10 protein-coding genes and 1 riboswitch are annotated in these 14,635 nt (G+C 50.2%); of the genes, 8 read left to right on the top strand and 2 right to left on the bottom strand.

From position 1 onward, the window contains the following. Positions 1 to 18: 18 nt before the first annotated feature. The 5 genes from ACSTTG_RS18205 to ACSTTG_RS18185 all read left to right on the top strand — a co-directional run bounded on the left by ACSTTG_RS18205 (position 19) and on the right by ACSTTG_RS18185 (position 6,802). A complete protein-coding gene (locus tag ACSTTG_RS18205) occupies positions 19 to 1,011 on the top strand; it encodes a carbohydrate ABC transporter permease (protein WP_438475774.1) in 993 nt (330 codons plus the stop codon). A gap of 1 nt (position 1,012) precedes the next feature. Beyond that, entirely contained in the window at positions 1,013 to 1,879 is an 867-nt protein-coding gene (locus ACSTTG_RS18200; protein ID WP_438460602.1) for a carbohydrate ABC transporter permease, read from the top strand. A 10-nt stretch (positions 1,880 to 1,889) separates the two neighbouring features. Beyond that, positions 1,890 to 3,245, top strand: coding sequence for a GH1 family beta-glucosidase (locus ACSTTG_RS18195; RefSeq protein ID WP_438475773.1), 1,356 nt, complete (start codon positions 1,890 to 1,892; stop codon positions 3,243 to 3,245). Then, complete coding sequence (locus ACSTTG_RS18190; protein WP_438475772.1) at positions 3,238 to 4,329, top strand: ABC transporter ATP-binding protein; 1,092 nt, start codon at positions 3,238 to 3,240, stop codon at positions 4,327 to 4,329. Before ACSTTG_RS18195 ends, ACSTTG_RS18190 begins: the two co-directional genes overlap by 8 nt. A 61-nt stretch (positions 4,330 to 4,390) precedes the next feature. Beyond that, positions 4,391 to 6,802: a glycoside hydrolase family 94 protein gene (locus ACSTTG_RS18185; protein WP_438475771.1), complete on the top strand. Its 2,412-nt coding sequence runs from the start codon at positions 4,391 to 4,393 to the stop codon at positions 6,800 to 6,802. 36 nt (positions 6,803 to 6,838) lie between these two features. Here ACSTTG_RS18185 and ACSTTG_RS18180 read toward each other — a convergent pair whose 3' ends face one another. Continuing rightward, the gene (locus ACSTTG_RS18180) at positions 6,839 to 7,786 is read right to left on the bottom strand and encodes an aldose 1-epimerase (protein WP_438460606.1); all 948 of its coding nucleotides are present in this window, start codon (positions 7,784 to 7,786) and stop codon (positions 6,839 to 6,841) included. A gap of 66 nt (positions 7,787 to 7,852) precedes the next feature. On the opposite strand from ACSTTG_RS18180, the gene ACSTTG_RS18175 reads away from it, so the two are divergent. After that, positions 7,853 to 10,936, top strand: a complete 3,084-nt coding sequence (locus ACSTTG_RS18175) for a GH116 family glycosyl hydrolase (protein WP_438475770.1) — start codon at positions 7,853 to 7,855, stop codon at positions 10,934 to 10,936. 140 nt (positions 10,937 to 11,076) lie between these two features. After that, the gene (locus tag ACSTTG_RS18170; RefSeq protein ID WP_438475816.1) at positions 11,077 to 12,135 is read left to right on the top strand and encodes a LacI family DNA-binding transcriptional regulator; all 1,059 of its coding nucleotides are present in this window, start codon (positions 11,077 to 11,079) and stop codon (positions 12,133 to 12,135) included. 64 nt (positions 12,136 to 12,199) lie between these two features. Here the strand turns inward: ACSTTG_RS18170 and ACSTTG_RS18165 are convergent, their stop codons facing one another. Further along, positions 12,200 to 13,567 carry an NCS2 family permease gene (locus ACSTTG_RS18165; protein ID WP_438460608.1) on the bottom strand — a complete coding sequence of 456 codons (1,368 nt, stop codon included), beginning with the start codon at positions 13,565 to 13,567 and terminating at the stop codon, positions 12,200 to 12,202. A gap of 46 nt (positions 13,568 to 13,613) precedes the next feature. Beyond that, positions 13,614 to 13,713, bottom strand: a riboswitch (purine riboswitch). 295 nt (positions 13,714 to 14,008) lie between these two features. On the opposite strand from ACSTTG_RS18165, the gene gmk reads away from it, so the two are divergent. Then, positions 14,009 to 14,632, top strand: coding sequence for a guanylate kinase (gene gmk / locus ACSTTG_RS18160; protein ID WP_438460609.1), 624 nt, complete (start codon positions 14,009 to 14,011; stop codon positions 14,630 to 14,632). The last annotated feature ends 3 nt before the right edge of the window (positions 14,633 to 14,635 follow it).

Below are 14,635 nucleotides of genomic sequence, written 5' to 3'. Positions count from 1 at the left end.
GGGTAAGAGGTCGTCACAATGAATCAAGCTGCTAGCAAGGTTTTAGACTCTGAGGGTGAGCGCAACAGCCTTTTTTCTTGGCTGAATGTGAAAGCGCTTACACCCTACGGGTTCCTACTGCCGTTTTTAGTCATTTTTTCAGTATTTGGAATCTTTCCACTACTATTTTCAATCTTTCTATCATTCCACGAATGGAACCCTGTTGAGGGCCTTAGCGCAATGGAGTACGTGGGCTTTGAGAACTATCATCTCGCCCTTACCGACCCGTGGCTATGGCGCTCACTGAAAAACACATTCTGGCTCGCCATCACCTCTGGTGTTGCGCAGCACTTAGTCGCACTACCTGTGGCCTACATCTTGGTGTCACTGGGCGATCGCCTGCGCCACTGGCTAACATCGGCTTACTTCCTGCCGTTCATTACCTCGACGGTGGCCGCATCGCTGATCTTCTTCAACATGTACTCACCAAACTCGGGCATCATCAACCAATCTCTGATGGCGCTAGCAGATAGCACCCTGTTTGGCTGGGCATTTGGCTGGGTTAACGACTACCAACCAATCCGTTGGCTAGAAGACTCAACCATGATCAAGCCATCGATCGCCTTTATGGTGTTCTGGAAATACACCGGTTTTAACATCGTCCTTTACACCACAGGCTTGATGACCATTCCTAAAGAAATCTTAGAAGCAGCGCGTATGGATGGTGCGAACGCGGTCCGTCGCTTCTTTAGTATCTCACTGCCAATGATCCGTCCATTTGTGTTCTTTGCTATCACCATGACCATCATCGGCAACCTGCAGTTGTTCGAAGAACCGTTCGTCCTAACTCGCGGTACGGGTGGTACTGGCCAGGCAGGTCTAACCATCTCTATGTACCTATATAAAGTGGGCTGGGAATGGCTAGAGATGGGCACTGCATCGGCTATCTCATGGCTGCTGTTCACCCTAATTGCCGCCTGTACTTCAATCCAATTCTTCTTCTTTGGCAAGAAAGGTCTAGGGGAGCAATAAGATGTCTATTCAAGCACTGAAACCTAGCGATCGCACAATTGAGATCGTAACTAAAATTCTTCTGGTGGCACTGGCGATACTGCTGATCATCTCGGCGATCATCACGGTATTCCCGTTCTTCTGGTCAGCCCTGCTGTCGACTCGTGATCGTAGTGAGATCTTCGGCACTGGCATCAGTCTCGCGATGGGCGATAGCCTGTCGTACAACTACCAGCGCCTATTGGAAATCATGCCGTTTTGGCAGGCGATGTTTAACTCCATCTACGTCGCTTTCCTTGGCACAACTGTCTCACTGCTGTTCTGTAGCATGGGTGGCTATGCCTTTGCCGTATTCAAGTTCAAGGGCAAGAACGTCTTGTTCGGCATGCTTGTGGGCTCGATGATGATCCCGCCAGTACTGAGTCTGATCCCTTACTTTATGATTGTTAAGTTCCTGGGCCTACTCGACAACCACCTTGCTGTGTGGCTGCCGTTCACCACCACGCCATTTGGTATCTTCCTAATGCGCCAACACGTGGTGGCTTCGATTCCAAAGGAGCTACTTGAAGCGGCCAAACTTGATGGTGCGGGCGAGTTCAGAACCTACTGGAGCGTGGTACTGCCACTGATGAAACCTGCGCTGGCCACTCTGGCTATCGTCCAGTTCGTGTTCTTCTGGAACATGTTTATGCAGCCGCTTGTGGTATTGACCTCACCTGAAAACTACGTGATCACTCAGGCGCTGCGCAGTGTGCAGGGCATTCCAAACACGCCTTGGGGCGCAGTTATGCTCGGCACCACTATCTCAATTTTACCACTTGTCACTGCTTATCTGTTTGCGTCTCGCCAGATGATCAGCGGCCTAACGTCCGGTGCGGTTAAGGGTTAATAAGAACATCATGAACAAATATCAACTACCACAAGATTCAAAGCTACGTACCCCTGAGTTTGTCTTCGGTGTCGCGACCTCTTCCTATCAGATTGAAGGGGGTGTGAAGGAAGGCGGTCGCACGCCATCGATTTGGGATACCTTTTGCCAACAACCCGGCAAGGTCAATAACGGCGACAATGGCGATGTAGCCTGTGACCACTACCACCTGTGGAAACAAGACATCGAGATGATCCAAGGCCTGGGCGTAGATGCTTACCGCCTATCGATTGCTTGGCCACGTATCTTGCCACGCAACGGTGAGGTAAACCCTGAGGGTCTGGCGTTTTATGAGCAGATCATCGACGAGTGTCATGCTCGCGGACTCAAAGTGTTTGTCACTCTATACCACTGGGATCTACCCCAATATCTTGAGGATGAGGGCGGCTGGCTTAATCGCGACACGGCCTACAAATTCGCTGAATATGCCGATGTCGTTAGTCGCCACTTTGGCAACAAGATTGAGGTGTACACCACACTCAATGAACCCTTCGTGGCGGCTTTCCTAGGCTACCGCTGGGGTGAGCATGCGCCAGGCATCAAGGGCGAGAAAGAGGGCTTTTTGGCCTCGCATCACCTGATGTTGGCACACGGTTTGGCGATGCCAATCCTGCGCCGCAACGCGCCAAAAGCCAAACACGGCGTGGTGTTCAATGCCTCCCCTTGTTACCCACAGACACCAGCAGACCAAGCGGCCGCAGATTACTGCGATGCTGAGAACTACCACTGGTTTATCGACCCAGTGCTAAAAGGTCAGTACCCAGACGCCGTATGGCAAAAGCGCAATGATGTCATGCCTGAGGTGAAAGACGGTGACCTTGAGATCATCAGCGCCCCAGTCGATTACATTGGTATTAACTACTATACCCGCGGCGTGGCACGTTTCGATGAGAATGGCGAGATTGAAAAGGTCAATCCTGCCGATGTCGAGCGCACCTTTATTGGCTGGGAAATCTACCCGCAGGGCCTGCGCAACCTACTTGTCCGTCTAGACCAGCGCTACGACAACCTGCCTCCAATTTACATCACAGAGAATGGCGCAGCTGGCAATGACCGCGTGGTGCAAAACCAAGTCAAAGACGAGCAGCGCTTGCGCTACTTCCAAGGGCACCTAGAAGCGGTTGATGAGGCCATCAAAGCTGGCGTACGCGTCGATGGCTATTTCGCTTGGAGCCTAATGGACAACTTCGAGTGGGCCTTTGGTTACTGCCAACGCTTTGGCATCGTCCACGTCGATTACAAAACACAACAAAGAACACTAAAACAGAGCGCAATCGCTTACCGCAACATGCTGATGGAGCGCGCTGAGGAGCACAACAATGGCTAAAGTAGAATTCCGTAATATCAAAAAATCTTTCGGCGATGTCCACGTAGTAAAAGAGTTCGATTTCACGGTTCAAGACGGTGAGTTTGTCGTTTTCCTTGGTCCTTCAGGCTGTGGTAAGTCCACGACCCTACGCATGCTAGCGGGTCTTGAGAGCATTACTTCGGGTGAAATCTACGTCGGTGGCAAGCTGATGAACAAGGTTGACGCCAAAGACCGCGACCTTGCGATGGTGTTCCAGAGCTACGCGCTGTATCCACACATGACGGTATACGAAAACATCGCATTTGCCCTCAAACTCAAAGGCATGCCAAAAGAGCAGATCGATACCGAGGTGCGTAAAGCGGCGAAAATGCTTGAGCTTGAGCCACTGCTTAACCGTAAGCCGAAAGAGCTTTCGGGCGGTCAGCGTCAACGTGTAGCGATGGGCCGCGCGATGGTACGTACGCCAAAAGTCTTCCTCTTCGATGAGCCGCTGTCTAACCTTGATGCCAAACTGCGTGGCGTGATGCGTGAAGAGATCAAGCAGCTCCACCGCAAGCTGAAAACCACCACCATCTACGTAACCCACGACCAAATTGAGGCAATGACGTTGGCGGATCGCATCGTGATCCTTAAAGATGGCTATGTCGCTCAGGTTGGCACACCAACTGAGGTGTTCCAGCGCCCAGCGAATAAGTTTGTCGCTCAGTTTATTGGTAACCCATCAATGAATATGCTCAATGCCGAGCTTAATCAGAAAGAGGGGCAATGGCAGGTTGAGGTTGGCGATCTTCATATCCCACTGCCAGCACGTTTTGAGGCGCAAGCAAAACACAATACTGGGCTGTTCTTTGGTGTGCGCCCAACCGATATCCACCTGCGTGCAGAGCAAGTCGATCACGACCGCGTGCTGCCAATTCCAGTCAAGATTAAAGACAAAGAGCTGCTTGGTGCCAGCATCCTGCTCAAGACCGAGATCGCGGGCCAGCCACTGATGATCGAAACGCAAGCGGCGGAGGTCGACAGCGATGAGATCACCTTGTACCTCGACCTGGATGCGATTCACCTATTCGACTCTGAAAGTGAGCAGTCACTAGCAAGCTAACCACCAGCCAGTAATTGATTGATTGATTAGGCTCCTCTAAGCGGAGGGGCCGAGGATTGTAATGATGAAATTTGGATATTTCGACGACAGCAACAAAGAATACGTAGCAACTACACCATGCACGCCAATCAAATGGTGTAACTATGTGGGCACCCTGAATTTTGGTGGTCTGGTTGACAGTAATGGCGGCGTTTTGTTGTGTAAGGGCGACCCTGCGCTAAACCGCATTACTAAGTACATCGCTCAGCTACCAAACTCTGATTTTAAGGGCTCGACAGTTTACCTTAAGGTCAAAGACAGCAGCGGCAAAGAAGAGGTATTTTCACCCTTCTTTACCCCAACCCTAAAACCGCTAGACAAGTTTGAAAACCACACCGGTCTATCGTACACCCGCATCGTCTCTGAAGCATTTGGCGTACGCTGTGAGGTGACCTTCTTTGTACCGAGTGATGAAGAGGTGCTGCTTGAGGATATCAAGATCACCAACATCAGTGGCGGTGAGCTGCATGTCGATGTAGTGCCTGTGTTTGAGTTTACCCATTTCGACGCTCTTAAGCAGTTGTTGAATGCGGACTGGGTGCCGCAAACCATGACACTGAAAGCGCACCAGCATGGCGAGCACACCGTTCTTGAGCAGTACGCATTTATGAAGCGTGACTATGCGGTAAACCTAGTGACCGCTGACCGCCCAGCAACCTCGTTTGAGGGTGATCGTGCTAAGTTCTTGGGTGAATTTGGTTATGGCAGTTGGGCCGCGCCACAAGCGTTAGCCCAAGATGAGCTCAATAACAGCGAGTGCCTGCGTGGCGATAACATCGCAGCCCTGAATCTACGCCTTGGCTGGCTCGCGCCAGAGCAAACCGAGCGCACAGTAGTACAGCTGACTCAGCAAGACAGTGTCGAAGCGGCTAAACCACTACTAGAGAAGTACCGTGACCATGACGCAGTTGACCAAGCCTTCGCTAACCTTGGCAGTTTTTGGGACAACTACCTAGCAACCGTGCAGGTAGAGACGCCAGATCCAGCCATGAACTCGATGCTCAACGTTCACAACCCGCGCCAGTGCCACACCACCAAAAACTGGTCACGCTACCTATCCCTGTACCAGCTCGGATTCGGTGCGCGCGGCATTGGTTTCCGTGACTCATCACAAGATACCCTTGGCGTGATCACCCACATGCCAGAAGAAGCACGTGAGTTTATTGAGCGTCTGCTGTCAGTGCAAAACACCAACGGCTCAGCGATGCACCAGTTCTTCCCATCGACAATGGAAGCCAATGCCGGTGACTCACGCGAAGAGGAAGACCGCCCAGATTACTATGGTGATGATCACCTGTGGATTATCTTTGCCGTCACCCAATACGTGAAAGAGACGGGTAACGCTGACTTCTTAGATAAGGTCATTCCTTACTACCAAAAAGATGCCGCGGGGAATCCAATTGAGCAAGGCAGCGTGTGGGACCACCTATGCCGCTCGATCGACTTTACTCAAAACAACAAGGGTGCGCATGGCCTACCACTGCTCGGCTTTGCTGACTGGAACGACACCGTCAACCTGCCAACGGGCGCGGAGTCGATGATGGTGGCGAGCATGTTTGGTAAAGCACTCAACGATATGCTGGATCTGTGCAAGTTGCGTGGTGATGAGGCTCTCGCTGAGCAATTTACCAACTACTACACCGAGATGCAGCAGACCATGAACGAGTGTGGCTGGGACGGCGAATGGTATGTGCGCTACTTCGATGAGCAAGGTCAGCCTATCGGCTCGCACACCAACGAGCAGGGCCAGATCTACACCAATGGTCAAAGCTGGCCGGTGATCTCTGGTTTTGCAACCCCTGAGCGCGCGACGCAAGCGCTAGACTCAGTGTACAACAAGCTTAATACCGCTAACGGTATCAAGCTCTCGACTCCGGGTTACAACGGTTTTGATCCACAGCTGGGCGGCGTGTCTACCTACCCTCCGGGCGCAAAAGAGAATGGCGGCATTTTCCTTCACTCAAACCCTTGGGTCATGATCGCCGAGACCATCATGGGCAATGGCGATCGCGCTTATGAGTACTATCGTCAAATCAACCCAGCCTCGAAGAACGACAGCCTAGATAACTTTGAATCAGAACCATACTGCTATCCGCAAAATATCTTGGGCGATGAGCACCAACAGTTCGGTCTTGGTCGCAATGCTTGGTTGTCGGGTACCTCATCGTGGACGTATGTCGCGGGTACACAATGGATCTTGGGGGTTCGCCCAGATATCGATGGCCTGATTGTTGACCCATGTATTCCAACCGAGTGGCCGGAATTTAAGGTGCGTCGACAGTTCCGCGGAGCGGTCTACCATATCCACGTACGTAACCCGAACAAGGTCAGCAAGGGTGTGATGGAGATGCGCGTCAATGGTGACCTAATTGAAGGCAACAAGGCACCTGTGTTTACCTCAGGTGAGCATCAGATTGAGGTCGTACTAGGTTAATCAATCGCCCTCCCCACTTCGGGGAGGGCCATAGAGTTAGCCGTGATAGAAGGCCTGACAGTACCACTCAAGGGTTTGTGTTTCACCGGGCTTAAGTACCAGCAAACCAAACCCGTTGTTAAACGCATTGGCGGGACAAGTCATAGGCTCGACCGCGATACTCGACTCACTTGCCGGTGTATAGAGCTGGATAAATGGATAGTGGGCAGCCTGAGCAAAATGCAAATAGGCTTGGCCATCCAGACGCGAGAGCGTCAACTTGGCATCGGATGAGGAGTCAAACTCGAAGCAATGATTCAGCTCATACCCCTCGATTGAGGTCGCTTGAGTGAATTGATCAAAGGGGGATTTATCACCGGTCGGTAGGTCTTGCTCATGCAACCACTCATGACAAGGTGACATGTTGAGTAGCAACTCACTGCGCTCGACCCCGAGATCAAAGTAAGGGTGCCACGCATCGCCAAAGGGCATGTCGGAGGTGCCTGTATTGGTGATACACGTGCGGCAAGTCAGCTTGCCCGCAGTATCAATAACAAACTCAACCTCCAGCGTGAATGGAAACGGGTAGCCCGGATTATCCAACTGACTGGAGACAAAACTTAAGGTCACGCTCGCTTGCTCAACATTTGCGTCTGTGGCCTTGATATGAAAAGGCTGGTTGTAGAGCAGACCATGTACGGCATGCTCTGACCAAGGGAAATTAGCCGCAAGCTGATAAGACTGACCAGCAAACTGATAACGACCAGAAGCGAGGCGATTGGGAAACGGAAATAACTTAGCACTGCGAGAGAAATACGGGTGCATATCGAGCAAATCTTGATGGTCTCGATACCCGGCGATAAAAGAAAATGGGCTATTAGAAACAACAAAGCGATTAATTATCGCACCAAAGCTCGCAATAATATCCAGTTCAATTCCGAACTGGGCATTGGCTATGTTTATTACTTCCATTCCCTCATGGTTGTTAATATTTATTTTAAACATGACTGTTACTCCTCTTTTTAAAGATAGTAACAATAAAAAAAAGAATTTGGCAATCTGGATAGTAATATGAAAAATACAATTCCTTACACAAGCTATTTCGGTGATGCAAAAAGTCTCACCTCAAAAGGAGATGCGGTCGAGTTTATTCAGCCTTGGTACACCCCAATCTCGACAACCCCTGAAAATACCGGCATGGCTATCGGTGGCATCGGCAGTACCTTCACGCTCACCCCCAATGGTGACACGCCTAACTTTAGCTTTATTCCCGGTATTTTTGTTGATATTTCTGATGAACATATTCACTTAAATGACTTTTATGCCTCTGTGGCAAGCCCGATCTCTATCGAACAAATAAAAATCAAGTCTGAGACAGAGCTGCGAGCATATCTAAATTACTACCCTGCGTTATTTTCTGGAATTGAAATACATAACAACACATCAATAGACTTATTATCAGAACTAAAATCCAGTCTATTAAAGGGTATTTTTTATCAAGAAAACCAATCTCGCTTTGCGCGCTGGAATATCGAGTTTAGCTCACGAACCCTCGCCGCTATTGCCGCTGATCCCGTCGGGCTCGATACTCAAGTATTAGTTGCCATGGATTTCTTCAGTGGATTGCTGATTAATGCGTCTGCTTCGGCGATGCAACTGACGGCCAATGGTGACAGTCAAATCCCATCGGTTCCTGCACAAGAGATCGTCTATCGCGCCCTGTACCCAATGGCTGAGTTTCAATACCACAGCTTTGAGCAGGTGAGCATCAAGCGTAAGGTGGTCTCACCAACGGTCAAAGATGACGCTAAGCTATGTAGCCTACCGACACACTGGAACCACTTTGAGCTGACTAACCGCAGCGCTGAGCCAAAAACCGTGACCCTTGTCCAGCCTTTGCTTAACCTGATTGGTTCAACTTATCGCAAAGGCCGTGAGGGCATCCAAGATTCGTTTTGTACCCTTACGCAAAACCCAATCCAGCAACACCACCAGCAACTAAACCTAGAGCAAGGTGAGGAACAATATTGCGGTGTGTTGATGACCAGCCAGTCTCCTTACGGGGCAGACATAGAAGGTGAGGTCAATTTTGGCGTCGTAACCAATCCTGAGCTTATCAAGCAGGGTAAGGTGTGTATTACCACTAAGCCATCGATGTACGCCACTCATATCGAGCGTGAGGTGACCAATGCTCTTCTGACCGGACGCACCAACCAGAGCTTTGACAAAGGTATCTATTCTGGTCGTGAAGCCTTAGCAGGACTGGCTGTGATCAGTGTCGAGCTAGCGCCGCATGAAACGCTAGAGCTTAGGTTTGTTCAAACTATGGATCATGCCAAGATCCACCTGGGGGACTGGCAAAGCAGTAAAGCCTACAGCCGCTTTTTCAGCGGATCACAGCGATCCACGCAGATCACTCAAGCATTGTTGGGTCAATTTGAATCGATCGAGGCTCGCATTGTTGAGCAGCAAACCCAGTTTCTCACTCAAGCGGAGCAGCAATACCGTGACGCCGACAAAGTGCAGCGCTATGCCACCATGGCGATGAATACCCTCTCTTTCCTTGCGGAGTCAACCGTATGGGATAAAGAGAATAAGTTCTTGGTCAAAGAGTGTGTGGATTACCCATTCTTTAACTCTCTCGACGTGTACTTCTATGGCTCGTTTGCCCTGCTCTATCTGCTGCCTGAATTAGATGGCTGTGTAATGGAAGAATTTGCACGTGCTATCTTGGCTGAGGATCCGACCCAGCGCCGCTACTGGGAATACGAAGACAAGCCCTATGCTGAGCTCATCGACCAGAAATACCAGGGCACTCGCGCAGTGCGTGGTGCTGTGATCCATGATCTTGGTAGCCCATTTGACATTCAGCCGGATGCGTATAGCTGGCACAACGTCAAAGAGTGGAAAGATCTGGCGCCAAAATACATCTTGATGGTGCTGCGTCATTTTAAAAAGACCGGTAATCGCCAGGTTGTCGAGAACTGCTGGCCGGCAATCAAGGCAAGCATTGAGTATCTTGAAAACCTCATCGAGCCTGGTGATGTTCTGCCGCTGACTCGCGGTACCGATGATACCTTCGACAACCTCTCTTCTCATGGCATCTCGATCTACTGTGCTAGCTTGTGGTCAGCGGGGTTGCGCGCAGCGTCTGTTATTGCTGAGCTGATGAATGAACCTGAGCTTAGTATGGAGTGGGCGCAGAAATCACACGCTGCCCTTGAAGAACTTGAAGTCAGCCTATGGGATGAACAGCAGGGTTACTACCACTTCTTTGTCACGCCGGTCCAAGCCAAACACTTGACAGGGGAAGGACTTGATGGCTTGCGTCGTCTAGGCATCGAAGCCACTGGCGATCAAATCATCGATAAATCTCTGATCAATCGCTATCTCAACCAGAGAGATAACTTGAACATCAGTAAATGCGAAGAGCGCCTGACCAAGAAACGCAGCTTGAAAGAGGTGGCCGCTGAAGCCTTTACTAGTGAATTCGAGGCCATCGTCGAGCTCGACTCTGACAACAGCTTTGGCGATGCCCTGCTCGCTGATAGCTATCTACAGTTGATTGGTGAGCCTAGCCTACTGCCACAAGACAGAGTCCAGCGCGCACTGGCCTTTATTGAGCGCACCAACTTCAAAATCAACAGCCCCAAGATCGGTGTGGCGAACATGACCTTAGCCAACGGTCTTCCTCATCATGCTTTCCAAGCGCAAGATGTATGGATTGGCGTGCAGTTCAGCGTGGCAACCGCACTGCAACTAGCAGGAATGCGCGACCAAGCAGAGCAACTGATCGACACAACCTATCGCGCGCTCTACCAGTTAGCTCGGATCCCATTTGCCGCCCCAGAGGGTTTTAATGCCTCAGGCGTCGTTAGCACAGAGCTCTTGGTACAGACACTTGATCTAAGCTTCGAGCAGGCTGAGCTATGGATCTCTGCGCTTAAAGAGGACGATTATCTGCTCAGTGATGGCAGGGTCAATCCACATATGAGCCAAAACTTGCCTGATTTCCAAAGTCAGTTTGGCCCTAAGGTCGAGGACACGCTTTCATCCATGCTATTTCAAACCCTCAAGGCAACTGGGCTGAAATACACCGCGGGGCGTTATTTCCGTCCTGGGATGATCTTTGCCTATGGCTATCAAACCGTGTAAGCCACTTACTGAGGCAACGCTTAATTAGCCAACTGGGTCTCATTTTGTACCCCCCAAGCTTGCTTGGGGGTTTTGCGTCCGACACCCTAGAGGTAACGGTCTCCCCCATCTAACTAGAAGACCGAAAACCAGGAGTGAACATAGTGAAAAAGAAAAAAGCTCCGACGGTCTATGACGTCGCCAAACTGGCGGGCGTCTCCCCAAGCACCGTCTCTCGTTACTTAAACCGGACCACTTACGTCAGTGATGAGAAGAGTGAAAAACTCGAGCAAGCGATTAAATCGCTTGGCTACAAACCAAGCCAACCCAGCACCTCTCACCGTCATCGTCGCTCGATGACGATCGGAGTGCTGATCCAACATCCGGACAGTCCCTTCACCAGTCGTATCCTCAACGATATGGAGAAGACACTGATCGCCAAAGGCTACTCGCTAGTCATTGCCACTGGGCACTGGCAAAAAAACCTGGAGAATCACGCCCTCGACTACCTGGCTAAAAGTCATGTCGATGGGGTGATCATTGTCACCGGTGACATCAAAACCGAGCTTATCTGCCAGTTTGCCGAGAATATTCCGGTGGTCGCTGTCGGTTACGACATCAATGCGCGCAATGTCCACAGCATCACCATCGACAATGAGCTCGGTGGCTACATGGCAACGCTGCACCTGCTTCAGCAAGGCCATGTCAATATCGCCCACATTAAGGGGCACAGCTCACAACCCGACTCAGCCGCCCGCTATCACGGTTATCAGCGCGCGCTGGAAGAGGCAGGGATAAAAACCATGCCAAAGTTAGTCAAGCAAGGCGACTTTAGCTGCGAGTTAGGCTATCAAAAAACCGTTGAGCTTATTGAGTCTAAGGCGCACTTTAGCGCACTGTTTGCCGCAAATGATCAAACGGCCTATGGTGCAATAAAGGCGCTGCACGACAATGGCTATCGAGTCCCAGATGATGTTTCTGTGATTGGTTTTGATGATCTCCCTACCTCTCAGTATTTTACCCCAGCTCTGACAACCTTGCGTCAGCCGGTAGAGGAAGTTGGCGTGGTGTGTGCGCACTCCATTCTAAACCTTCTCAATGGTGATGATGCCGAGGCTCGCCTTCCCCCGATTGAGCTGATCGTGCGTCAAAGCACCAAATCAATCTATCGCCCAACAGCGAACCCGACAGCACTGCGCTCCACAGCTCCAACTGACTGAGCACTGCAAAACAAAAAGGGTCAGCAGATAGCTGACCCTTGAGAGTATCGATTCTTGAAATGGGTTATAGCAAAACCAAATACAGCATAAACAACACTGACAGTGCGTAGATCACTGGGTGGACTTGTTTGCCTTTTCCAGCCACCACCATAGAGAAGGCGTAGCTGATAAAGCCCATTGCCATACCGTTTGCTGGCGAGAAGCTCAGAACAGTAAACATAATGGTAAAGAATGCTGCGATGCGTGACTCTTTTTGTTCCCAGCTGATCTGACCTAAACGACCAATCATGTAGATACCCACGACCACCATCGCCGGTGCAACCATTGCTGCAGAGAAGATAGAGAAGATTGGGTAAAGGAACAGAGACACGAGGAATAGACCCGCTACCGTCACCGCGGCTAGACCCGTTTTCGCCCCTTGAGCAGATGCGATACCTGACTCAGAGAATGCCGTAATTGAGGTTGTGCCTAGCACCGAACCGATAACCGTACCACCAGCGTCCGCCACTAACGCAGAGCGTGCATTCGGCACTTTGCCATCTTTATCTATGATGCCCGCATCACGACCCACACCGACAATAGTGCTGAGACCATCAAAGAAGTCGACAATCAGGAAGATCACCACGATAAACAGCAGGTCAAACAGCTTTTCTGCGGTGAACCCTGAGAAATCGAAGATCGCACCAAAGCTTCCCGCCATGCTTGGCGGCACTGTGACTAGAGTCTCTGGCATTGGCGCGTTTGAGGTGCCCATAAAGGCATCAGCAATAACCGTCAGTACAATTGCTGAAATAAACGAGATAAAGGTCGCTAGCTTGATGTCACGGATCATACAGCCCAACGCCACAAAGATACTAATGTAAGCGATGATCACTTGTGGGTCAGAGATGTTGCCCATGCTAACCAAGATAATTGGATTAGAGACGATAATACCTGCATTCTTAAGGCCCAAGAACGCGATGAAAAGACCTAGGGAAACGGTAATTGCAAGCTTAAGATCCTCGGGAATCGACTCAATCATCGCTTTGCGGATCTGCGTCATCGAGAGGATCAGATACAGCACGCCCGAGAGGAAGATACCGAACAAGGCCTCATGCCAAACCAGTGCCACAGAGCCACTGAACAGCATGCCTTTAAAGAAACCGTTCATACTCATGCCCGGTGCCAACATCACAGGGTAGTTACCGAACAAGCCCATAATCAGGGTAGCCAGCGCTGCCGCCAGTGCGGTTGCTGTAAACACGGCACCACGGTCCATACCAGGGATGTCGCCTAAAATGGCCGGATTAACCGCCAGAATGTAGCTCATTGCCAAGAAGGTAATAAAACCGGCGTAGATCTCGGTACCTATGGTTGTCTTACGCTCAGACAGCTTGAATCTGGCATCGAGAAATGAAGATGGAGTGGGCTTTGCAGCAGCTTCGAGACTCACAATAAAACCTATATTATTAAGTTGATGTGGTATCGCGCCCTATATGCCGCCGTGCTGTGCCAGTCGTAGTCACCAGGGTAGGCCTAGTGGTAGAGACGTCAGATCCAACTCATCTGACATATACAACGCGATAGAATTTAGTCGCGAATTTTATCGAGATAGAGTAAAAATTCAACAACTTTTGCAGTTTGATGACAACAAAAAAACACGATAAAAATCAAGTCACTGAAAATTAAGCAAACGTTTGCCGGGCGTTGCTCGTGCTATAACGAACTGGCTGTAAGCCATCGGATCTTCACTTGTGATTCTGCGCCAACCTATGCTACCCTTCGCGTCCATTTTTTAGCCTACGGCTTCAGTCAGTTATCAGGCTGTATGCTATCTTTATCTCAGTAATTTCGGTTGCTGAACACCTTGACTAATCAGAGCGAGAAGACGTCCATGGCCAAAGGTACTCTTTATATTGTTTCTGCACCGAGCGGCGCAGGTAAATCGAGCCTAATTTCAGCGATGCTTGAAACCAACCCAACTTATGCGATGAAGGTATCGGTTTCTCACACGACTCGCGGCATGCGTCCTGGTGAAGAAGATGGCGTGCACTACCACTTCGTACAAAAAGAGCACTTCGAAGAGCTTATCGAGCAGAGTGTGTTCCTAGAATATGCTGAAGTGTTCGGTAACTACTACGGTACATCACGCATCTGGATTGAAGAAAACCTGGATAAAGGCATTGATGTCTTTCTTGATATCGACTGGCAAGGTGCGCGTCAAATCCGCGAACAGATGCCACAAGCGAAAAGCATCTTTATTCTGCCACCATCGAATGGTGAGTTAGAACGCCGTCTCAACACCCGTGGTCAAGACAGTGATGCCGTGATCGCTAAGCGTATGGCTGAAGCGAAATCAGAAATCTCACACTACAATGAATATGATTACGTCATTGTGAACGACGATTTTGATACCGCGTTAATGGACTTTAAAGCCATCATTCGTGCTGAACGCTTGAAGCACGATAAGCAAGCTGCAAAATACAAAGGCATGCTTGACGCGCTATTGGCCGACTAAGTC

Origin of the sequence: Vibrio glycogenivorans (genome assembly GCF_051660965.1) — a bacterium.
Taxonomy (GTDB): domain Bacteria; phylum Pseudomonadota; class Gammaproteobacteria; order Enterobacterales; family Vibrionaceae; genus Vibrio.
This window is presented reverse-complemented; position numbering and strand designations above follow the sequence as displayed.